General features: G+C 62.3%; 20 protein-coding genes and 1 riboswitch. Of the genes, 9 read left to right on the top strand and 11 right to left on the bottom strand.

Annotated features, from left to right (window positions below; all coding sequences use genetic code 11):
• The first annotated feature begins 249 nt into the window (after window positions 1-249).
• From ACFRFQ_RS25185 to ACFRFQ_RS25160, 6 genes are read left to right on the top strand one after another with little or no spacing between them, the layout of a single operon-like run.
• Window positions 250-1,329 (top strand): ABC transporter substrate-binding protein, encoded by a 1,080-nt coding sequence (locus ACFRFQ_RS25185; RefSeq protein ID WP_378663788.1) that lies wholly within the window; start codon window positions 250-252, stop codon window positions 1,327-1,329.
• The gene (locus ACFRFQ_RS25180; protein ID WP_378663785.1) at window positions 1,326-2,147 is read left to right on the top strand and encodes an ABC transporter ATP-binding protein; all 822 of its coding nucleotides are present in this window, start codon (window positions 1,326-1,328) and stop codon (window positions 2,145-2,147) included. Before ACFRFQ_RS25185 ends, ACFRFQ_RS25180 begins: the two co-directional genes overlap by 4 nt.
• A complete protein-coding gene (locus ACFRFQ_RS25175) occupies window positions 2,140-3,018 on the top strand; it encodes an ABC transporter permease (RefSeq protein WP_378663783.1) in 879 nt (292 codons plus the stop codon). The genes ACFRFQ_RS25180 and ACFRFQ_RS25175 overlap by 8 nt, the downstream gene beginning before the upstream one ends.
• A gap of 57 nt (window positions 3,019-3,075) precedes the next feature.
• Window positions 3,076-4,422, top strand: a complete 1,347-nt coding sequence (locus ACFRFQ_RS25170) for an LLM class flavin-dependent oxidoreductase (protein ID WP_378663780.1) — start codon at window positions 3,076-3,078, stop codon at window positions 4,420-4,422.
• A complete protein-coding gene (locus ACFRFQ_RS25165; RefSeq protein WP_378663777.1) occupies window positions 4,419-5,654 on the top strand; it encodes an MFS transporter in 1,236 nt (411 codons plus the stop codon). The genes ACFRFQ_RS25170 and ACFRFQ_RS25165 overlap by 4 nt, the downstream gene beginning before the upstream one ends.
• A gap of 9 nt (window positions 5,655-5,663) precedes the next feature.
• A complete protein-coding gene (locus ACFRFQ_RS25160) occupies window positions 5,664-6,650 on the top strand; it encodes an LLM class F420-dependent oxidoreductase (RefSeq protein ID WP_378663774.1) in 987 nt (328 codons plus the stop codon).
• Here ACFRFQ_RS25160 and ACFRFQ_RS25155 read toward each other — a convergent pair.
• The 5 genes from ACFRFQ_RS25155 to ACFRFQ_RS25135 form a co-directional block, all read right to left on the bottom strand.
• Entirely contained in the window at window positions 6,647-7,309 is a 663-nt protein-coding gene (locus ACFRFQ_RS25155) for a DUF3239 domain-containing protein (RefSeq protein WP_378663771.1), read from the bottom strand. The genes ACFRFQ_RS25160 and ACFRFQ_RS25155 overlap by 4 nt on opposite strands.
• 82 nt (window positions 7,310-7,391) lie before the next feature.
• Window positions 7,392-9,479 carry a peptidase gene (locus ACFRFQ_RS25150; protein ID WP_378664173.1) on the bottom strand — a complete coding sequence of 696 codons (2,088 nt, stop codon included), beginning with the start codon at window positions 9,477-9,479 and terminating at the stop codon, window positions 7,392-7,394.
• Between the two features lie 100 nt (window positions 9,480-9,579).
• Window positions 9,580-11,238 (bottom strand): DNA repair helicase XPB, encoded by a 1,659-nt coding sequence (locus ACFRFQ_RS25145; protein ID WP_378663769.1) that lies wholly within the window; start codon window positions 11,236-11,238, stop codon window positions 9,580-9,582.
• A gap of 616 nt (window positions 11,239-11,854) precedes the next feature.
• On the bottom strand, window positions 11,855-11,980 hold the full coding sequence (locus ACFRFQ_RS25140) for a hypothetical protein (RefSeq protein ID WP_254922770.1): 126 nt from the start codon (window positions 11,978-11,980) through the stop codon (window positions 11,855-11,857).
• An 87-nt stretch (window positions 11,981-12,067) separates the two neighbouring features.
• A complete protein-coding gene (locus ACFRFQ_RS25135) occupies window positions 12,068-14,392 on the bottom strand; it encodes a helicase-associated domain-containing protein (RefSeq protein ID WP_378663765.1) in 2,325 nt (774 codons plus the stop codon).
• Window positions 14,393-14,452: 60 nt separating this feature from the next.
• Here ACFRFQ_RS25135 and ACFRFQ_RS25130 point away from each other — a divergent pair, with 60 nt between their 5' ends.
• Window positions 14,453-14,641, top strand: a complete 189-nt coding sequence (locus ACFRFQ_RS25130; protein ID WP_033234086.1) for a hypothetical protein — start codon at window positions 14,453-14,455, stop codon at window positions 14,639-14,641.
• Window positions 14,642-14,726: 85 nt separating this feature from the next.
• On the opposite strand, the gene ACFRFQ_RS25125 is transcribed toward ACFRFQ_RS25130, so the two are convergent.
• From ACFRFQ_RS25125 to ACFRFQ_RS25115, 3 genes are all read right to left on the bottom strand, one after another.
• Complete coding sequence (locus tag ACFRFQ_RS25125; protein ID WP_138872203.1) at window positions 14,727-15,287, bottom strand: transglycosylase family protein; 561 nt, start codon at window positions 15,285-15,287, stop codon at window positions 14,727-14,729.
• A gap of 7 nt (window positions 15,288-15,294) precedes the next feature.
• A riboswitch (cyclic di-AMP (ydaO/yuaA leader) is annotated at window positions 15,295-15,513 on the bottom strand.
• A 255-nt stretch (window positions 15,514-15,768) separates the two neighbouring features.
• Window positions 15,769-16,158, bottom strand: coding sequence for a YccF domain-containing protein (locus ACFRFQ_RS25120; RefSeq protein WP_033234088.1), 390 nt, complete (start codon window positions 16,156-16,158; stop codon window positions 15,769-15,771).
• 33 nt (window positions 16,159-16,191) lie between these two features.
• Entirely contained in the window at window positions 16,192-16,419 is a 228-nt protein-coding gene (locus tag ACFRFQ_RS25115) for a hypothetical protein (RefSeq protein WP_138872205.1), read from the bottom strand.
• Between the two features lie 234 nt (window positions 16,420-16,653).
• On the opposite strand from ACFRFQ_RS25115, the gene ACFRFQ_RS25110 reads away from it, so the two are divergent.
• The gene (locus ACFRFQ_RS25110; protein ID WP_165826321.1) at window positions 16,654-17,067 is read left to right on the top strand and encodes a cold-shock protein; all 414 of its coding nucleotides are present in this window, start codon (window positions 16,654-16,656) and stop codon (window positions 17,065-17,067) included.
• Between the two features lie 65 nt (window positions 17,068-17,132).
• On the opposite strand, the gene ACFRFQ_RS25105 is transcribed toward ACFRFQ_RS25110, so the two are convergent.
• From ACFRFQ_RS25105 to ACFRFQ_RS25095, 3 genes are all read right to left on the bottom strand, one after another.
• On the bottom strand, window positions 17,133-17,618 hold the full coding sequence (locus tag ACFRFQ_RS25105) for a DUF2771 domain-containing protein (protein WP_378663759.1): 486 nt from the start codon (window positions 17,616-17,618) through the stop codon (window positions 17,133-17,135).
• A 2-nt stretch (window positions 17,619-17,620) separates the two neighbouring features.
• On the bottom strand, window positions 17,621-19,324 hold the full coding sequence (locus ACFRFQ_RS25100; protein ID WP_378663756.1) for an MFS transporter: 1,704 nt from the start codon (window positions 19,322-19,324) through the stop codon (window positions 17,621-17,623).
• A 71-nt stretch (window positions 19,325-19,395) separates the two neighbouring features.
• Window positions 19,396-20,232, bottom strand: a complete 837-nt coding sequence (locus tag ACFRFQ_RS25095; protein ID WP_378663753.1) for a glutaminyl-peptide cyclotransferase — start codon at window positions 20,230-20,232, stop codon at window positions 19,396-19,398.
• Window positions 20,233-20,270: 38 nt separating this feature from the next.
• On the opposite strand from ACFRFQ_RS25095, the gene ACFRFQ_RS25090 reads away from it, so the two are divergent.
• Window positions 20,271-21,092 carry a DUF3027 domain-containing protein gene (locus tag ACFRFQ_RS25090; RefSeq protein WP_378663751.1) on the top strand — a complete coding sequence of 274 codons (822 nt, stop codon included), beginning with the start codon at window positions 20,271-20,273 and terminating at the stop codon, window positions 21,090-21,092.
• Window positions 21,093-21,136: the final 44 nt, after the last annotated feature.

The raw sequence follows: 21,136 nt of genomic DNA, 5'->3' as shown, positions 1-21,136 counted from the left end.
CCGGCGTGAATGAAACCGTTGACCCAGGTAGGGGGTGTCGACGTATGGTGTCGGGACTGCCTACTACGGTACTGCCTTCCACGTTTGGAGTCCCGCGTGTTCTCGTCCTGTCGCTGTTGTCGCTGACCGACAAGCACTCACACCTGCCTCGCACAACACGTGCGGCGCTGCGTGACACTCGCCCGTCGAGCATTCTCCGGGCGGTGTAGCCGATCACGGTACCAATCATCTTCTACAGGAAGCAAATTCATGATTCGCCCCCGTTTTGCGCGCTCTGTCGCCGCGGCTCTCACCATTGTCTCGCTGGCCGGACTGGCCGTCGCCTGCTCCGGTTCCTCCGACGAAGTGGTCAAGACCGCCGACGGTAAGACCGTCCTCCGCTACGAAGGGAGCGCAGGTCAGGTGCTGTTCCCCGAACTTGCCGCCGACCTCGGCTACTTCAACGACGTGGAACTCGACTGGATCGGTGACAGCACCAGCGGCCCCCAGAGTATCCAGAACACGGCCACCGGCCAGACGGATTTCGGCGGAGCTTTCAACGGCGCCATCGTGAAGTTGGCCGCCGCAGGGTCCCCGATCACCTCGGTCATCGGCTACTACGGTTCGGACAAGCAGACCTTCAACGGCTACTACGTGCTGGACGGAAGCCCGATCACGTCCGCCAAGGACCTGATCGGCAGGAAGGTCGGAATGAACACGCTCGGGGCGCACAGTGAGTTCGTCGTGCGGGAATGGCTTGCGCGGGAGGGTCTTACACCGGACGAGATCAAACAGGTTGAACTCGTCGTCGTTCCGCCGGTAAACACGGAACAGGCACTACGCCAAGGGCAGATCGACGTCGGATCACTCGGATCGGTGTTTCGAGATTCTGCCCTCGAGCGCGGCGGCCTGCGCGAACTCTTCACCGACGAATCGCTGTTCGGATCGTTCACCTACGGCACGAACGTGTTTCGGGACGAGTTCATCGCGCAGAACGAGGAGGCCGTAGCGGATTTCGTCCAGGGAACAGCACGCGCAATTCGTTGGACACAGACTCATCCGCGCGATGAGGTAATCGCCAAATTTACCTCGATCATCAACTCTCGGGGACGCAACGAAGACACGAAGCTGGCCAGCTACTGGAAGAGCCCGGGAGTCGCCGGCCCCGGTGGAGTGATTGCGGACCTCGAGATCAGCACCTGGATCGACTGGTTGACTCGCAACGGAGAACTGGACGAAGGGAAACTAACTCCGTCGGATATTTACACCAACACATTCAACCCGTACGCCAACGGAACGTACACACCCGAAAGTGGCGCTGACGGAGAGGCATTGGAGGTCGGAAAATGAGCATTCAACCGAAACTGCGGCTGGAGGACGTCACCAAGGAATTCGACATTCGTGGGACGAGCGAGAAATTCACGGCGGTCGAAGACATCAACATCGACGTGGCGGCGGGGGAGTTTCTGGTCCTCGTCGGACCCAGCGGCTGCGGCAAGTCCACCCTGCTCGACCTACTCGGCGGCCTCAGTTCTCCCACAGCGGGACGAATCCTTCTGGATGGCAAGCAGATCAACGGGCCAGGCCTCGATCGCGGAATTGTCTTCCAGCAGTATGCGCTGCTGCCGTGGCGTACCGCCCGTCACAACATCGAGTTCGGGCTCGAGGCCAAGGGCGTCAAGAAGAGCACGCGACGCGAACTCGCCGATCATTACCTCGAACTTGTCGGTCTGGAAGGCTTCGCCGATCGGTACCCCCACGAATTGTCCGGCGGCATGAAGCAACGGGTGGCCATAGCTCGCAGTCTTGCGTTCGACCCTGAAGTGTTGCTGATGGACGAACCCTTTGCGGCGTTGGACGCGCAGACCAGGGAATCACTGCAGGGAGAACTGCTTCGGATCTGGAAAGCGACGGGCAAGACGATTCTGTTCATCACGCACGGAATCGACGAGGCCATCTATCTCGGACAACGCGTCGCCGTCCTGACGTCTCGGCCCGGCAGAGTGAAGACGATCGTCGATATCGACATCGACCGATCTGCCGCCGACGTGCGCTCCGGTGAGCAATTCCGCGACTACCGGCATCAGATTTGGACATTGCTGCACGGTGAGGTGGAACGTGCGCGGACCGACGAGCTTGACCCGACGAAGGAGACCGCGAATGTCTAGCGCGCTGGCAACTCCGGAATTGGTCACCGCGGCGGAACCGAAATCAGAGCAGCGTATCGAAGTTGTCGCGCGTAAGTCGGCCAATCAGGCCGGCGCCGCAGCACGTTACGTGCGATCGACGGCATGGCGCGTCGCCAAGCCGTCGATCGCCATCGCAGTCTTTCTCGGAATGTGGGAGTTGGCACCGCGGTTGGGGCTGGTGGACAAGGTTTTCCTCCCACCGTTCAGCGAAGTGGTGTCGGCGTTCTTCACTCTGGCCGGCAATGGCCAACTGCAAGAACATGTCACGGCCAGCTTGACCCGCGCCTTGACCGGATTTTTCGTGGCGGTAGCGATCGCGGTTCCGTTGGGTATCGCGATCGCGTGGTACCGCCCTGTCTCGGACTTCCTCAATCCGATACTCGAACTGTTCCGCAACACAGCGGCTTTGGCGCTGCTGCCCGTATTCGTGCTGATTCTGGGAATTGGTGAAGAGTCGAAGATTGCGCTGGTGATCTATGCCTGCACCTTCCCGATCTTGCTCAATACGATTTCCGGAGTGCGCAGTGTCGAGCCATTGCTCGTCAAATCTGCTGTATCACTCGGATTCTCGCCGATCAGGTTGTTTCAGAAGGTTGTTCTCCCGGCTGCTGTACCGACCATCTTCACCGGAATTCGGATGTCTGCCGCGTCGTCGATTCTCGTGCTGATAGCAGCCGAGATGGTCGGAGCCAAAGCTGGTCTCGGGTACCTGATCACGGCATCCCAGTTGAACTTCCAGATCCCGAACATGTACGCGGGCATCGTCGCGATCTCTTTGCTCGGCCTGACCCTCAACGGTGTGCTGGTGCTGATCGAACGCCGGCTTTCACGCTGGCGGCCCGCCAACTGATTGCCGGCGTCTCGCCGCCTCATACTCGTCACCCACCGGAAGGAAAGTTCTTTCATCATGTCCGAACGACAGTTTCATCTGAACGCATTTCTCATGGGCGTCGGCCACCACGAAGCAGCGTGGCGCCACCCGAGAACTGATGCGGCTAACCTGTTGGACGTCAAGCATTTCCAGAATCTGGGCCGCATTGCCGAACGAGGGAAGCTCGACTCGGTGTTTTTCGCCGATGGTTTGGCCGTCGGCCCGCGCGTCAAGCACAACACCCAGGCGATCTTCGAACCGGTCACCTTGCTGTCGGCGATAGCAGCAGCGACAGACAAGGTCGGCCTTATCGCCACGGCCTCGACCAGTTACGGCGATCCGTACACTCTGGCCCGGAAGTTCGCATCGCTCGACCACATCAGTGGTGGCCGCGGTGGATGGAACATCGTCACATCGGCCGGCGCTGATGAAGCAGCGAATTTCGGACTGGATGCGGTCCCGGCGCACAGTGATCGCTACGCGCGTGCGGAGGAATTTGTCGATGTGACGCTTGATCTCTGGGACAGCTGGGAGGAAGGCGCAATTGTGCTGGACGAGGAGTCCGGCGTGTTTGCCGACCAGGATCGCGTACACCGTATCGACCATGACGGTGCGCGATTCTCGGTGGCCGGACCGCTCAATTCGCCGAGATCGCCGCAGGGACGGCCACTCTTGGTGCAAGCGGGTTCTTCCGAAAGCGGTAAGGATTTTGCGGCGCAGTACGCCGAAGCGGTGTTCACCGCGCAACGAACACTCGAACAGGGCCAAGACTTCTATACCGACCTCAAATCCCGCTTGATCCGGTACGGGCGCAGTCCGGACGACCTCAAGGTGCTGCCGGGAATCGTTCCCTTCATCGCCGACACGGAAGCTGAAGCCAAAGCTCTCGAGCAGTCGTTCACCGATCTGATCTCGCCGGAGTACTCGCTGCGCCAACTGTCCAACATGGTGGGGGTCGACCTCACGGAGCACTCGCTCGACGCACCTCTGCCGCCATTGCCGGATCTCGATCACATTCAGGGCAACAAGAGTCGATACCAACTGGTCAAGGACTTGGCAGAGACCGAAAAGCTCACCGTCCGTGAGTTGATCGGAAAACTGGGCGGTGGACGCGGACACCGTACCTTTGCCGGAACAGCGGAGCAGGTTGCCGACGAGCTGACCGAATGGTTCGACAAGGGGGCAGCCGACGGTTTCAACATCATGCCGCCGTACCTGCCGGGTGGGCTCGAGATTTTTGTCGATCAGGTTGTGCCGATTCTGCAGTCCCGTGGGCTTTTCCGTACGGAGTACACCGAATCCACGTTGCGTGGCCACTACGGACTCGCGGAATCGGTCGGTAAGCGCTCCCAGGCTGTGGTGGCGGCAGAAGTGAGCGCGTGACGGAAACTGTTCCCCGAGCGCAGCCGGGAGTGGGCGCGCTCAAGCCCTTGATCACAACGGTTTTCGTCCCGGCTGCGATTTTCGGGATCGGCCAGGGCGCGGCGGCACCGATCATGGCTGTGACGGCTAGGGATCTCGGAGCCTCGATCACCGTTGCGGGACTGATCGTTGCACTCGGCGGGTTGGGCGCTGTTCTCGGTGATTTACCGGCCGGTCGAATCGTCTCGCGCTTCGGTGAACGTCGGTCCATCATTGGCGGAAGTGCGCTCGGTGCAACAGGAGTGGTGATCTGCCTGTTCGCCACAACTCCCGGGGTGCTGGGAATCGGAGCTTTGCTGACCGGATTGGCAAATGCGGTATGGGGTCTGGCTCGACAGAGCTACCTCGCCGAGACGGTTCCGCTACACCTGAGGGCCCGGGCAATGTCGTCGTTCGCGGCGATGTGGCGATTGGGATTCTTTCTCGGACCACTGATCGGCGCCGGGGTGATTGTGATGATGGGCACCCGCGGCGGATTTCTGGTGCAGTTGGTCGGAGTTGTACTCGCCGGAGCTCTGATGGCGCGCGTTCCCGATCCACCACGTACCGGCGGCGAGAATCGTGAGGAACATCGACTCGTCACGCTGACCGACATTCTGGGGCGGCATCGTGCACCGTTGTCGACTCTCGGAATCGGATCTCTCCTGATGGGCGCAGCTCGGGCGTCGAGGGAAGCGGTACTTCCACTGTGGGCTCTGCATCTCGGGTTGGACGCAGCTCAGGTGAGCGTGATCTTCGGTGTGGGTGCGGCAGTGGATCTATTGTTTTCGTACCCGGCCGGGCACATCATGGACCGCTACGGACGAAGACTGGTGGCGGTCCCGTCGCTCACCGTGATCGGAGTGTCGTACCTGTTGCTGCCGTTGTCGACCGGAGCACTGGGATTGACCGCTGTTGCCGTTGTCATGGGTATCGGCAACGGGCTGGGCAACGGGGTAATCATGACTCTGGGCGCGGATATCGCTCCACCCGCCGAGCGAGCCGAGTTTCTCGCAGCCTGGCGCCTGACCCATGATGCGGGGATGTTCGGCGGACCGCTTGCGATCGGTGTGCTTGCCGCCGCAGTTCCCCTCGGGTGGGCCTTTGCGGCCTTGGGGGCGACGTCCTTTGCCGGCGCGGCGGTGATGCACCGATATATTCCGCGCTACTCGCCGTCTGTGGTGGCGGAGGCGGATCGCGGACGGTCTGGGTAGGCTCGCGTCATGCGATTCGGACTGTTTGTTCCTCAAGGCTGGCGCCTGGACCTGGTTGGTATCGACCCTGCACAACAGTGGGAGGTGATGCGTGACTTCACATTGCGCGCTGAAGCGGGGCCATGGGAATCGGCGTGGGTGTACGACCATTTTCATACGGTTCCCGCTCCGACCGAGGAAGCAACGCACGAGGCGTGGACCCTCATGTCGGCGCTTGCGGCATCGACGTCGAGTATCCGGTTAGGTCAGATGTGTACAGCCATCAGCTACCGCAACCCCGCATACCTGGCAAAAATTGCGGCCACCACCGATCTGATCAGTGGTGGCCGCGTCGAAATGGGCATCGGTGCAGGTTGGTACGAGCAGGAGTGGCGCGCCTACGGTTACGGTTTCCCCTCTGCCGGTGAGCGACTCGGCCGTCTCGACGAAGGAATCCAGATCATGAGGCAGTCGTGGTCGAAGGGCAGCGCGACGCTGGACGGCAAGTACTACCAGGTTGACGGCGCGATCTGTCGGCCACTTCCACTTCAGGACAAGGGAATCCCGTTGTGGATCGCGGGTGGCGGCGAGAAGGTAACCCTGAAGATCGCGGCAAAATACGCGCAGTACACCAACTTCGACGGAACCCCCGAAGGATTCGGGCGCAAGTCCGAAATCTTGAAGAAGCACTGCGACGCGGTGGGTACCGACTTCGACGCCATCGTTCGCTCGGCCAACTACAACGTTGCCATCGGATCGACGGAAGCCGAAGTGGCCGAGCGGCTTCGGGCAGTGAAGGACCGGCTGACACCGCTGGTAGGTGAAGCTGCTGCCGAAGCGTCGTTGGACGCGTTCCGCGGTATGCCCGCCGTCGGAACACCGGAACAGATCATCGAGAACCTGTCCGCGCTCAAGGCGCAGGGACTCGAATACGGGATTTTCTACTTCCCCGAAGCGGCGTACGACACCTCGGGCATCGAACTGTTCGAACGTGAGGTGTTGCCGGCGTTGCGCTAGCGCAGGTTGTCGGGCAGGTCAGCCGGCTCGATCATGACGCGACGTTCCGGGTGGGTGCGAACTTCCTTCGAATCAGCGAGGCGACTCTGAAGGAAGTTCCACTCACTCGCACTGATCGCGGCCGTGGCGCGGGCAAGGACTCGGGCGTCCTTGGTGCCCCATTCGATGGGCATCGGATTGACCATCTGCCAGTCGGCGTCCTTGCTTCGTGTGGAGCGGTCCGACCGCAGAGCCACCGACGGAACACGATCGCCGACCTTCCAATGCGGGTTGAGACGGACGTTCCGGCTGACCAGGGCGTATCGGGGTCCTTGTGCGGACGGCTTCGCGATGTCGATCAGCGCGGTCAGTGTCGCGGCGCGGGGGTGAATCTCGGAGACGATCGCGGGTGCCAACGGGTTGTCGCTGTACAACTTTTCGATGCTTCCCACCTTGCGTGGGGCCCATACGGCAACGCCCAGTGAGCTGATCGCACCAACGGCGAGGACAGCGCCGACGATGATGGACCACACCGCGCCCATGCTGATGAGCCACGCGGCGAGCCCGGCGAGTATGAGGGCGAAGATCACGGCAGAAACCTGCAGACGACGAACATCTGCCAACGTGTCGTTGACGGACTTTGCGTGAGCCTTGTCGACGGTGAACTGGAAATCAGCCACTGATGTGTTCCTTCGCAGGTGGCGGGCGGGCGTACTCGGTCGAGGGCTCCTGAAAACTCCAGGAGCCACTCCACCAGGGTAACTACTTCCGCGCGCGCTCCCACATCTGCAGGTAAGCCTCGGCGCCGCGGCTCATATCGTCGATAATCTGATCGCCGTCCGGTCCTGCTGCAATACGCATGTCCGCAATCCAGTCGGGGATCAATCCGTACTGCGCGACGCCGTCGACATTGACATCGAAGACACGATCACCGGCGCGCTGCTTGTCCATGACTGTGCCGTCGAAGGCGGTGTACGGGTACTGCAAGGGATTGACGTCGGCATCACTGCGCGGAGCTGCCTGGGGGCCGAACCCGTTTGTGTCGGCGCCGTAGCCGAATCCGAAGTAGTAGTTTTCGCTTCGCATCTCCCGGGCTTCGCGCCACTGGTCGATGAATCCGGTCTCGCCGTGCCTGCCGTCGGAAGAATCGAGTTTGCCCGCGTACAGCGCGACAAAACCACCGAGGGCGTAGATCCGCCGGTAGAGGCTGGGGTCGCTCCAACTGTGGCTCGATACAACACCGGAGTAGTGGGCGGCTTCGAGAATATCGAGTGTCGATTCCGCTGTCTTGACGCTCATGTGGTCGATGTCGATGATCATGCCGCGATCCATCAACCCGCGGATGGTGTGTTCACCGAGAGCGCTCAGTCCACGTGAATTACATTGCGAGCCGGCCGGGTACACCGGAAGCGTCACACCGGGTGGGAGTACTGCGAGGAGATTCTGGGCGCCGTCGATCTTGGTGGGCAGCTCGTTGTCCTCGGCGACGCCGGTGCACGGCTCGGACTGCCAGAACTCCCCAGTGCCCAGGTAATTGCCGATGTTGACGGCCACCCCGGTGACGCCACCGTCGAAACGCGTTCCGCCCAGAGCATTGTCGAACTTGTGGGTCACGATCATCTGCCGGACACCCAGATCGTAGAGTTCGTCCAGACCGCGGTCGATGTCTTCGGTCGTACACTGCGGGACGCCGTTTCGGAGAGTGCACCCGAAAGGTTCCGACACCTCGATACCGAGCGTGACGGCCAGTTTTCCGTCGGCCGCGACCTGCCGGGCTTCGGCCGGGGAGCTGACGATCCGGAACCAGCCACGGCCAGGTCCCCCGTACTGTGCGTCGACGTAATCCTGGATCTCACGAGTCTGCTCGGCCTGGATCCGGATCGTCTCCATTTCGTTGCACGGATTGCGTTTGCTCGGATACAGCTCGCACAGAACACGATTGGCAACAAGAAGGTTGGTGAAGATGCGCAAACCGCCGCGCCACGCACGTTCCACCCACGTGTAGTAGGTCTGCTCGTGAGTCAGGGAATCGTGAGCCGGCCAATCGGGGAAAGTAGGCCACCCGGTGGTGTTGTGGGTTGCGAAGGGATCGCCGAAGGAGAGAACGTTTTCGAGGAGCGCCGGCATACCGTCAGGTTGATGGTCCGGGCAGTCGACCAGCGCGGCGGTGACGCCTTGCGGATCAAAAGGCTTCCCGCAGTGCAGATTTCCGCCCATGAACTCGGACGCGTTCATGTGCACGTGCGTGTCGATGAATCCGGTGACCTCGCCGCTGGGGCCGATCTCCGTCGGCGCGCCCGTTGCGTTCACCTCGGCTTCCGGGAAATCGGCGCATCCGGTGCGGGGGATCAGGGCAAAGGAGGCGGCTTCCGGTGCTGAGCCGGGGTCGGCCAGTGACAGGGTGGAATTCTGGCTGACCAACGCTCGACCGTTTGTGGTGGCCGTGAGAACGAATGCGTCGCCGCTCGACATCACAGTCCAGTCCGTCGACGGGGTTGCGGTCGCCGTGGCCATGACGGCGTTCGCGTCGTCATGGGCGAGCATCGATCCGTCGGTGCCGTAGAACATGAACCGGCCGAGTTGTGCTGCATGGAGCCGGAACGATTCGGCGTCGTCGACGGTGGTGCCGGCGCTGCGGTATCCGCTGCCGTCGCGGCTGATGAACGCGCCGCCGGCACTCTGTAGCGCGTAGCAGCCGTTCGCGAGCTGAAAGACCGTCGTACCGGCTGCTACCGGAGTCGCAGAACTGACGCCGGTGGTGGCAACGACCCCGACTGCGGCCAGCAGCGAAGCTGTCAGTAGCGCAACGGCAGCGCCGAGACGACCGCGTGAACGTGTAACCGAGCGCAGCATGCGCGACTCCCCGATAGGCACAAGTGTGACAGGGAGCACGCTATCGCGATATGGACGTCCGTCCAGCTATTTAGTGAAACTTGTTACAGAAACGTGTTCAACCGATGGCTGGGCCCAACAGGTCGTCCGCATCGGTGATTCGATAGGCATACCCCTGTTCCGCGAGGAAGCGTTGACGGTGTGCCGCGTACTCGGCATCAAGCGTGTCGCGGGAAACCACGGAGTAGAAATGCGCCTGACCACCGTCGTGCTTGGGTCGCAGCAGTCGCCCGAGTCGCTGAGCTTCTTCCTGCCTCGATCCGAAGGTTCCCGAAACCTGCACGGCGACAGACGCCTCCGGAAGATCGATCGAGAAGTTCGCGACCTTGCTCACCACCAGTGTCTGGATCTCGCCGTTGCGGAACTGATCGAACAGGATCTCGCGCTCCTTGTTCTTGGTGGATCCCTTGATCACCGGGGCGTTCAGGGCCTCGCCGAGTTCGTCGAGCTGATCGAGATACGCACCGATCACCAGAGTCGGGGAATCCGGGTGCTTCGCCAGAATCGACTTCACGACAGCAATTTTGGTGTGCGCCGTCGAACACAGTTTGTAGCGCTCCTCCGGTTCTGCGACAGCGTACGACATGCGTTCGGCGTCCGTCATCGTCACTCGCACCTCGACACAATCGGCCGGCGCGATCCAACCCTGCGCTTCGATGTCCTTCCACGGAGCGTCGTAACGCTTGGGGCCGATCAACGAGAAGACGTCGCCTTCGCGGCCGTCCTCACGAACCAGCGTTGCGGTGAGGCCGAGGCGTCGGCGCGACTGCAAGTCTGCCGTCATCCGGAAGACCGGCGCGGGCAGCAGGTGTACCTCGTCGTAGATCACAAGTCCCCAGTCGCGGGAGTCGAACAGTTCGAGGTGCTTGTATTCACCCTTGGTACGACGCGTAATCACCTGGTACGTCGCGATCGTGACGGGTCGAATCTCCTTGCGCTCGCCGGAGTATTCGCCGATTTCTTCCTCGGTCAACGACGTGCGCGCGATCAGCTCTCGCTTCCACTGTCGACCGGCAACGGTGTTGGTCACCAGAATGAGTGTGGTGGCCTTGGCCTTTGCCATCGCTGCCGCGCCCACCATTGTCTTGCCCGCGCCACACGGCAGCACGACGACGCCCGAGCCACCGGCCCAGAACGAATCCGCCGCCATTGCCTGGTAATCGCGAAGTTCCCAGTGGCCTTCCTCGAAGGCGAGGTCGATGGGGTGCGCCTCGCCGTCCACGTAACCGGCGAGATCCTCGGCCGGCCAGCCGATCTTGAGCAGCATCTGCTTGAGGCGGCCACGCTCACTCGGATGCACGATCACGGTGTCGTCGTCGACCTTCTCGCCGAGCATCGGCGAGATCTTCTTGTGCCGCATCACCTCGGTGAGCACTGCGCGGTCGAGGCTGACCAGGATAAGGCCGTGTACCGGGCTCTTGACCAACTGCAGGCGTCCGTACCTGGCCATCGTGTCGACGATGTCGACCAGGAGAGGCTGCGGCACGGCGAACCGCGAGAACGAGACCAACGCGTCGACAACCTGCTCGGCGTCGTGCCCGGCTGCGCGCGCATTCCACAAGGCCAGGGGAGTGATCCGATAGGTGTGGACGTGCTCCGGAGCCCGTTCGAGCTCGGCGAAGGGGGCGATCGCCTGCCTGGCCTCGCCGGCGCGCTCGTGGTCGACCTCCAACAGCAGCGTCTTGTCGGATTGGACGATCAACGGTCCGTCGGTCACGGAATCCTCCTAGTGAAACAAACGCGGCAGCCACAGAGCGTTGCACCGTGTTGTCGGCTGACGCCAACCCTGCCATTGTCCTGTTATCGGAGCGCATACGCCAAGTGACGGCCGATACACAACGCAAACAGGGGTGCCCAGACCTGGGCACCCCTACGTCAACGTGGCACGGTTGACAGCTATTCCTGGCCCCCGTATTTCGGAGACATGGAAACTTTTTATTTCTGCGCCACTGCCGACTTTCGCATTTCCATCACGTGGGTTATCGCTTCTGAAATTCCGGAGCGATAACCGATATTCTTTTCGCTGTCCCCCGGAGTTGAATCAAGTTCGGATTCGAGTCTGGTTTGTATGCGATCGAGCGCATGGATCGTTCTTTTCACGGTGGGTCCTTTTTCTACGAACGACCCGATAACAAAATTCCGGGTCGACGAGCGTGTTCGTCGAGGACGTAGACCGTGGCCAGTGTCATCCCGGCAACGTATCCGCGGGACCGGGGATCTGTGCCTCGGCTACTGGATCTGAACTGGTCAAACGTCTCGTGAAGGTAGTCGAGTACGTCGGTCTCGGACTGCATGATGAATACTTCTCGCGAGAAATACGAAAGTATTTTCCGTCAGCTCCGCTTTCTCTTGCGGATCAATTCCGAAGAATCCGCTGCTTTTTCGCGCTTTTCCGCGCGGCGTTCCTTGATCGACTGAGCGGGTTTCTTCATATTCTTACCCGGCGCCTTGTCAGCCATTGTCGCTCCTCATTTTTCGAAGTGGCAATCACAAACTGACCTCGACCATACTTCATTTACAGAAAAAAGCCAGTTTGCTTTTTCCGATCACTTTTTTCCGGAGTCGACAGGGCTGACGGAGGTAATGCGATGCAGGGTGAACCTGCGCACGGCGCCGCTCGCCGGATCGAATGCGTCCAACTGTCCACCGCCCACGCTGACGGGGTCGACGATGCGATGCGTCGCCACCCCCTGAGCATCGACGTAGCCGATGTTGACGCTCTTTCCCTCACGGGCGGCAGACGACAGGAGTGCGATGGCGGCGGCATTGCTCTCCCGCGATCCGTCCGCGCGAACCCCGCCTCGGCCGGGTGTCGCAGCACGGTCGCCCGCTCGCATCGTTCGCACCAACGCGTCGAGTTGTTCGGGCGACGGACTCGACGGCGTTCGAGTCGCATGGCGCAAGCGACGATTCGGGATTCGAGCACCACGCGGGCGCAGATCGACGAGGGCTCCTGATGAATCCTCGCCCGCCGGCGCAAAGCCGGCCGCGCGAAGTTCGGCCAGAACTTCCCGCAGCGGGGCCTGGGACACGGCCACCGTGGGAGCGAGGGCACGCAAAGCCAAGGGCTCCGCGACGGGGGAGGCAAGAACCTCGGCCAGGAGAGAGGCGTCCTCGCATCGGATGAACGACGCCGCCACACCCGCCCGCAACCGGCCGTGCCTGCGGGCGACATCGTCGATGAGGTACGACAGTGATTGCGGTACCGGAGTTTTGGACTTCGAGCTGAACATGGTCTGCAGTTCCGTAGCAGTCAATCCGGCGTCGAGCGCCCGGCGGATGCTGTTCTCACTGATGCGGTACATGGACGCCGCACCGGCCGATTCGATATCGGCCACCAAGGTCACCTGCTCGAGCAAGTCCGGTACCAGCGGACCGGGAGCGACCAACGTCAAGTCGGCCTGCACCAGGATGTAGTCGATCGGTTTCGGCAGCGCCGCCGCCATTTCGGCTTCGGCGTCGCCGCCGTGCAACATCGCCCGGCCCGGTGAACTCAGCGCGCCCCGCGCGACCAATCCGAGAGCCGACGCCTCCGCCAGGGTGTTCTCGACTGCAAACGTCCGAAGCCGCCCGCTCCGTCGGGGATGACGCCACGCAAGCAGACGGCTGACCTCGGCGGGCGAGGCACTCTGTCCACTGTCGAGTTCGGCCAAGAGTCCGAGAATCGACGCCCGGTCTCGCGGTGCAGACGGCGCACGCCCTTCCTCCGCCAGAGCAGCGATCGGCTTGTCGGACGGATCGCGCATCCCGATCATCCAAGGGACTCGGGGGACGTCGATCCACGCCGACGCCAGGACCTCCCACTTCCGGGCCGTCGTCGAGTTGAGCCAACCGTCGACCGTCATCGTCGGAGTCCAGTAGTCGTCCGCAGTGTCGGACGCAGGCGCGGGGTCCGGGGTGCCGCTGGCAATCAGCCCGGCGGCGGCGAGGAGTTCGACCACAAGATTGAGCCGACTCTCGTCGAGATCCGCGGCCTTCGCGATCCGCCGCAGTTCACGCACACCGAGTCCACCGGCGCGCAGTGCCGGGGCCGGTGCGGCGCCCAGAACGGCAATCACGTTTTCGCTCTGGCGAACCAACTCGAGTGCTTCACCCGCGGCTGCCGCATTCACGTCGGCAGGTTTGAGTTTGTCGCCGGTGATCACCGGCGCGGTCAGTGTTGTCGGATCGAAGACCGGTTCGCCGCGAATGACCTGTCGTACCGTCGCCGGCAACTCCACCGTCTGCTCGTCCAGCCACCGGAGTAGACCAGCCGCCAGGAGTTTCTGCACAGGACGATCTGCGGGCGTTTCAGGAGCCGCGTCGCGGGTTCGGCCGATGGGGCTCGAGTTGGCCAGGGTCTCGAGCAGACCACGTTCGCGTTCACCGAGCGAATTGAGCGCCGCGGTGATCTCGGCTTCCGACATGGACTCGGCGGGTTCGAGAGCGCGGCCCAGTCGCCACGGAATCGTGTCGATGGCAGCCGGGACGATACTGATCGGATCCGTGCCCCAGATGAGCGCATAAGCCCGCATCTTCGCAAGCGACGAGTCGACTGCCTTCTTGGTGACCTTGCCCTTGCCGGTGAGGGCGCGTGCAGCGAGCGCGTCGTTCAACTCCGCGCGCGTCATGGGGGTTTCCTCGGCACCGGCGAGCGCCAGGAGTTCGAGAAGTCCGAAGTCCAGTGTGTCCAGCTCGTCGGCTGCTCTGCTGACCGACGCGCGTTGCTGCGCGCGTCCGCCGAGCACCACCATCGTGCTCGGCGGTGGCACTGCCAGATCCGGCCGCAGACGCAGCAGTTCCGTCAACTCGGCGTCAGTGCGCGCCGACAGCCATTCGGTCAAACTGTCGGCGCCGGAAGTGCCCGCCTGGGTGCCACGTATTTCGGTCATCAGGTATCAGATTAGAGACCTGGTATGTACGGCGTAACGGAGTCCTGTCAAAATGGCTTCGTGGCCAACAATTCGAAGCAGCACTATGTAGATCCAGGATGGCCGGAAACTGCAGACGGAGATCACGCAGTGACCGAATTGTCATCGACCCGCTCCGGTGGACTTTCACCGTTCGGCGAGGACACCACCTTCCCGTTACCGGTGGAGTCACTTCCTTACATCCACCCGTACACCGTCATCAACCGCTAAACCAGCTACGACGAAGGCCCGCACCGAATCGGTGCGGGCCTTCGTCGTAGCTGGGGGCGTTCGAGCGGAACGCGCAGTTCGCGTCCTACTTGAGGAAGGACTTCGCGGTGTCTGCTGCTGCGAGGATCTGGGGATCGACGACGATGCCGTTGGCCTCGGCAAATGCGATGGCCTGATCGATGGCGTCGGCGACCGGGTGTGCGACGGTCTGAGCGACCTGCTGCGCCGGTGCGGCGGGTGCGGCCGGTGTGGTGGCCGGAGCGGAACGCTGCGTTGCGCCGCTGCTCAGGCCGAGGCTGGAGGAGCAGGACGGCCAAGCGCCCCATCCCTGGTTGGCCAGCACGCGCTCGGCAACGACGATCTGCTGCTCGCGAGTCGCGTTGTTCGCGGTGGCTGCGTACTCGCCGCCGCCGTGTGCGTTCCAGGTGCTGGGGGAGAACTGCAATCCGCCCTGGTAGCCGTTGCCGGTGTTGATGGCCCAGTTGCCGCCCGCTTCGCACTGTGCGAGGCGATCCCAGTCGGAATCGGGGGCAGCGCTGGCGGTACCGGTGGCTGCGAGTCCTGCTACACCCATGATGGCGCCGGTGACGGCGACCTTGGCGACAGTGCGGCCTGCGGTGGTGGGCTTGCGATGGCGTCCGCTCATGATCGTGAATTCCTCTCCACACGCGCCTGCGAGGTCAGCTGTCGGGTTCGGGCTGAGAGGTTGCCCGGCCTCGCCTTTCCTGGCTGGAAAGGGTCTGGCTTCACCCCAAGGTTCGACTGTGTTGCTTGTCGAACCGGTGTCAGGTGGAGAACATTTCTGCTCTCACAGAGGACTGTGGGTCCCCCGTCCTTGTCCCTGGAATGCTCGAAAGTGGGAAGTTCCGGTACCCGCGGGACAAGGTTTGGCGCGGCGGGCCGGAGGTGGCCGGAGTTTCCCGGCCGGAATTCACGGTAACGGCTCTCACCGCTCATGTCACCATTTGATAACGCGGCGCGCCGAATGGGATACAAACCGGCAGCCAAAGCGCAGGAGACTCTTCCCAGGTAGTGAAGGATTCCGCAGTGAAGGGTCTCTTGTGGCTATTCCGTTATCCACTCGTAATGTGACGAAGGTCACACCGTTATCGGCGGGGGATTGGAAGCTAGGCGTAGTTCACGCGGTTGGCGTCGACGATCTCCTTGCCCAAAGGCATCAGTGAGATCGGAATCATCTTCAGATTCGCGACGGCCAAGGGGATGCCGATGATCGTGATGGCCATCGCCACTGCCGTGACAATGTGCCCGATCGCCAGCCAGATACCGGCGATGATCACCCAGATGACGTTGCCGATCATCGAACCGACACCGGCCGTCGGCTTGTCGACGACGGTCTTACCGAACGGCCAGAGGGCATAGATGCCGATTCGGAAGGCGGCGATACCGAAGGGGATCGTGATGATCAGAATGCAGCAGATGATGCCTGCGGCGAAATAACCCAAGGCCAACCAGAATCCACCGAAGACCAGCCAGATTACGTTCAGGAGAAGTCTCATGGTCGGTGACCTTTCGGTTGGGGTGATGGGAGATCAGCGGGCGCGACGACCCGCCCTCAAGGTGTAGACGATGGCCAGGAGAAAACCGACCGGACACGCCAGGGAGATCAGGTACAGCGCCAATCCGGGCGGTGTGTCGCTGAAGATGTTGATCGCGAAGATGGCGACGAGCGCGAGGAGTCCGATGAAAAACAACCCCATCGCGACTCGAAACAGGCCGTTTCGGGTGTCGGAAGTGCTCGGGTTCGGTTGAGTGTCCACAGCTACAAGGGTAGTGCCCAGCAAATGCGTGTGCCGAGACCGGTTCGTCACAGGTAGACTGTGAACCGACTGCGCGTCCCGTCAAGCAAGTTCGGGGCGCGTTCTTTTGCATTCTTCGACCGAAGGCATTTTCTTCGTCCGGAGTGATGTGAGCAGGACCATTGAGGCTCGTACGCGAGCCTTCCGAAAGTAGTGGGACGCACGTCCCAGACGAGTGATGAGCGGGTGAACGCGGTGCCTACCGGCAAGGTGAAGTGGTACGACGTCGAAAAGGGTTTCGGCTTTCTGTCGCAGGAGGAAGGGGAGGACGTCTATGTACGTGCGTCTGCCCTTCCTGAAGGTGTCGAGGGCCTGAAAGCAGGTCAGAAAGTCGAATTCGGCATGGCTGCCGGTCGACGCGGTCCGCAGGCACTGAGCCTGAAGGTGCTCGAGCCTGCCCCGTCACTGCGCGGCGCATCTGCGCAGCGACGTGAACCGGTTGTACGCAAGCACACACCGGATGAACTACACGGCATGGTCGAAGACATGATCACGCTGCTCGAGGCCAAGGTTCAGCCTGACTTGCGCAACGGCAAGTACCCCGACCGGAAGACCGCACAGCGGATCTCCGAGGTTGTCCGCGCCGTGGCACGCGAGCTCGACAGCTGACCAATTCGAGAAAGAAAATGCCCTGCACTCCGATGAGACGTGCAGGGCATTTTTTCTGTCAGTGGTCAGGCTGTCTTGATCGACCAGATCAGTAGCCCCTGCTCGCTGCCTTCACCGACAGCAAGGTGGATCTCGACTCCCACGAGTTGCTTCTGCGGTTCGGCTTCGACGGTGACTGCCATCGATTCGCCGGCGCCGAAGAAGCGAGGTTCGCCGGTCTGGTTGCCGTCGGCGTCTTCGTAGACTGCCAGCATCGCCCACTCGGCGTCCGAGACTTCCTTCGACAACGACAACTGCAACGGGTACCCCTCCGGCACGTCCAGCTCGTACACATCGCCGATCTGCGCGCACTGTGAGAGGTCGATCGTGCAGAACCCGGCAGGCTGAGTCTCGATGGTGCGGCCGTGTGCGTATGCGGTGATCTGCGGGAGCCCTTCGGGCTCGTCGTTGATGTTCTTGATGATCACGACCAGAACCGAGACGTAGGCAACCAGCGCCACCACCATCAGGACACTGACCGCTGCCACGATCTTCTTTGTTCTTGCGCGCATGATCACTGCGGATTACTTCCTTGTCCTCGATCGGATTTGCCGGTGTAGATCACTTCGGTCACTTCTTGCTCGGCCAGATCAGGCCGCTTGCCACCGAGCCCGGGCAGAAGTGAGCTGCCCCGGTAACTCAGGAACGTCTGCAGGAGACCGATCGTCAAGAACACCGAGACAACAGTGAACCCGATCCAGTATTCAGTAGGCAGCAGAACGCCCAACGCCCCGCCCAGTACCCAACTGAGCTGGAGCACGGTTTCGGATCTACCGAAACCGGACGCGATCGATTCCTCGGGCAGGTCATGCTGCAACGAGGCGTCCAGGGAGACCTTGGCCAAGGCGCTCGCCGCGGACGCGATCAGCGTGGCCAGCGCGGCCGTCATCAAATTGTCGGTGAACGCCGCGATGACGGCGATGATCCAGACCGATGCTGTACAGCGAAGGACGACAAGAGCTGGTCGCCCCAGTTTGAGTCGCGCGCCCGCAGCGTTGCCACCGAAGTTGCCCAGCCCGGCGGCGGCACCGACCAGTCCGAGCATCATCGCCTGCTGCAAGGGCTCGTGGTCCGTTTTCGATTTGGCGACAAACGCTATGTACAGCGTGAGGAAGCCGGTGAGAACGCGAATGGTGCCGTTGCCCCACAAACCGATGATGACCGCGCGTCCGAGCGGCTGGCGGACCTTGGCGCTCTTGATTTCGGGAGCGCGCCCGCCACCTGCCTCGTGTTTCTCGTCCGGGTGATAGGTGATGGTGGCGGGAACCTCACCTTCGGTCACCTCGACCCACGACGGGATGCGCATGCTCAGGTAGGCGCCGAACACCGTCACCACGACCGCGAACCAGAGGGCACCCGGCGATTTGAAAGCGAGTGCGAGTGCGCCTGCCACAGCGCCGGCACCGATGGTTCCACCGATCAACCCGAATACGGTGAGCCGAGAATTGACCCTGACCAGGTCTATTTCCGGTGGAAGCACCCGTGGAGTCACCGCGCTCTTGAGTACCGAGAACGATTTACTGAGCACCATCATGCCGAGCGCCGCCGGATACAGAATCCAACTGTCGAAGTTGAACACCAGGATCAGCGCCAGCACGGTCCGAAGTCCGAACGACGCGGCCAGCGCGATTCGGCGGCCCCGTTGTAATCGGTCGAGCATCGGTCCGATGAGCGGAGCGATGACCGCAAACGGAGCGATGGTGATCAGGAGATAAAGTGCGACCTTCGTTTTGTCCTCGCCGGTGGCAGCGGAAAAGAACAGGGTATTGGCCAAGGCAACCGCGAGAGCCGCGTCGGTCGCGTTGTTGGTCATCACCGCGTAGGTCAACGCGGTGAGACCAGACTTGTCCGCGCCGTCGGCTTTGGCGGCGCGCTGGAACGTCGCGATGCCCTTGTTCGTCAGTTCGCGACTGCGCATCGCGGCGACTCGCGTGACCGTGAGCTTGCGAGGCATCGGTGGGGCTTTGGGTGCGTCGGAACTGCCTTTCGAACCCGAGTTCCTCGGATCAGCGTTAGGGCCGGTATCAGCGTTCTGCCCGGCATCGCCTGTGGCGTCACGGGAGCCGGGGATCGGGTGAAGCGGCGGCAGCGGCGCACGACGCGCAGACGACCGCGCCGCCGGTGGGTAATTGTCGTAACCGGGATGCAAAGTCTGCCCTGCGGATTCGTCGGGAATTCGCCGAGTATCGGGGTCGTAGGGCTCGCGCGGTCCGGTCACCACTCAATTCTGTCCTAGTCCGCGATCTGCGACCACGCGCACCCCTGACGTGTCGAGGCGACATTTCGAAATCACTCCACAAATCGGACTTCGAAGATCTGCGGCCAGTATTTTCCGGTGAGGAGAAAACGGTCCGTTCCGGGTATCTGGGCGATTCCGTTGAGGACGTCGACTGGTGTGGCGGCCCCACCGGTATCGAGTCGGTTGCGCAGCAGCGAAGCATCGATCACGCTGCTCACCTGCCCGTCGGCTGGGTCGATCGCCACGATTGTGTCGGTCTGCCAGACGTTGGCGTAGATGGTTCCGTCGTCGGCGCATTCCAGTTCGTTCAGATCTCCGACCGGTTGGCCGCCGCGAGTGACCACGACCGAATCGGTGACTGCAAAGGTGTCCGGATCGCGGAACATCAGCGTCGACGTGCCGTCGCTGGTGACCAAGCGATTCTCGAGTGCGCAGATTCCCCAGCCCTCGGTTGTGAGCGGAAACCGGCCCTGCTCGGTGAGAGTGTCCTTGTCGCGGGCAATTGCGACGCCGTTCTTCCACGTCAGTTGCCACAGCACGTCACCGATGACGGTGATGCCCTCACCGAACAGTGGAGGTGCCAACTCGGCGCGGGCTATCTCGGGTCCGGAGACCGGGGCGCCGTCGAATTGCGTCGAGCGCACCCAGGATTCGCCGACACGCCCGGTGCTCTCGTACAGCCGCTCGCCGTCGATCTCGAGGCCCTGGGTGAAAGCCCCGCCGTCGTGGTCGTAGACCTCGATCACTTCGACGGAGAGCTGCCCCGGGGAGTTGTCGGCACTCGGATCGACTGTTCCCTCATCAGTTGTCGAGCACCCGGCAACGCCCAACGCGATCACTGTGAGCGTCGAGGCGATGCTGACGAAACCGGCGCGTGACCTACTCATCCGTCCAGCATCGCAGCCCTGTGCGTTGCGTACTTGTGGTGGTGCGGCAAACTGGAGGAGTGAGTGTTGCTACTTCTCCTGAGCGTGCAGTGCCGCGCCCCGTACTGGCCGATGCCGTCGATCTTGCCCGAGCAGCTGTAGTCGAGCTGCGCGAAGGCGGAGTCGGTGCATACCTCGGCGTCACGTCGGAGGATGAATTCGCCGCTACCCATCGTTTTGCAGCAGACCTTCCCGGCTACCGTGGATGGCAGTGGGCCGTTGTTGTCGCCGCAGGTCCAGACGATACCCGCGCCACGATCAGTGAACTGGCGTTGCTGCCCGGCCCCGACGCGCTGGTTGCGCCCGAGTGGCTTCCGTGGGATCAGCGGATTCGTCCCGGAGACCTGTCGCCAGGCGATCTCCTGGCTCCGCCGGCGCAGGATCCGCGTCTGGTTCCCGGATATGTCGCCAACGGCGACCCGGAGGTCGACGACGTCGCCTTGGAACTGGGTTTAGGACGCAAGAAGGTCATGAGCCTCGAGGGCCGTCTCGACGCGGCGACGCGATGGTTCGAGGGAGATTTCGGACCCGAATCCGACATGGCGAAGGCCGCGCCGTCGACCTGTGGGCTGTGCGGTTTCTATCTTCCGCTGGCAGGTTCGTTGCACGCAGCTTTCGGCGTGTGCGGCAACGAACTGTCCGCTGACGGCCGGGTCGTACACGCGAGCTACGGCTGTGGCGCGCATTCCGACACCAGCCTTCCACTCGGCGCGGGTTCTCCGGCGTTCGACGCCTACGACGACGGAGCTGTCGAGATGTCGACCACGTCTGCAGCGCCCGGCGCGGGCACTGAAGATTCGGGCTCGGTATCCACCGAGTAGGGGATCCCTTCGGGACCGGCGCGCTCCGCGAAGCCACGCTGCGC

The organism is Rhodococcus sp. NPDC056743, from assembly GCF_042790355.1.
GTDB lineage: Bacteria > Actinomycetota > Actinomycetes > Mycobacteriales > Mycobacteriaceae > Rhodococcus_F.
The sequence above is the reverse complement of the archived record's forward strand: the minus strand, read 5'-3'. Positions and strand labels throughout refer to the sequence as shown.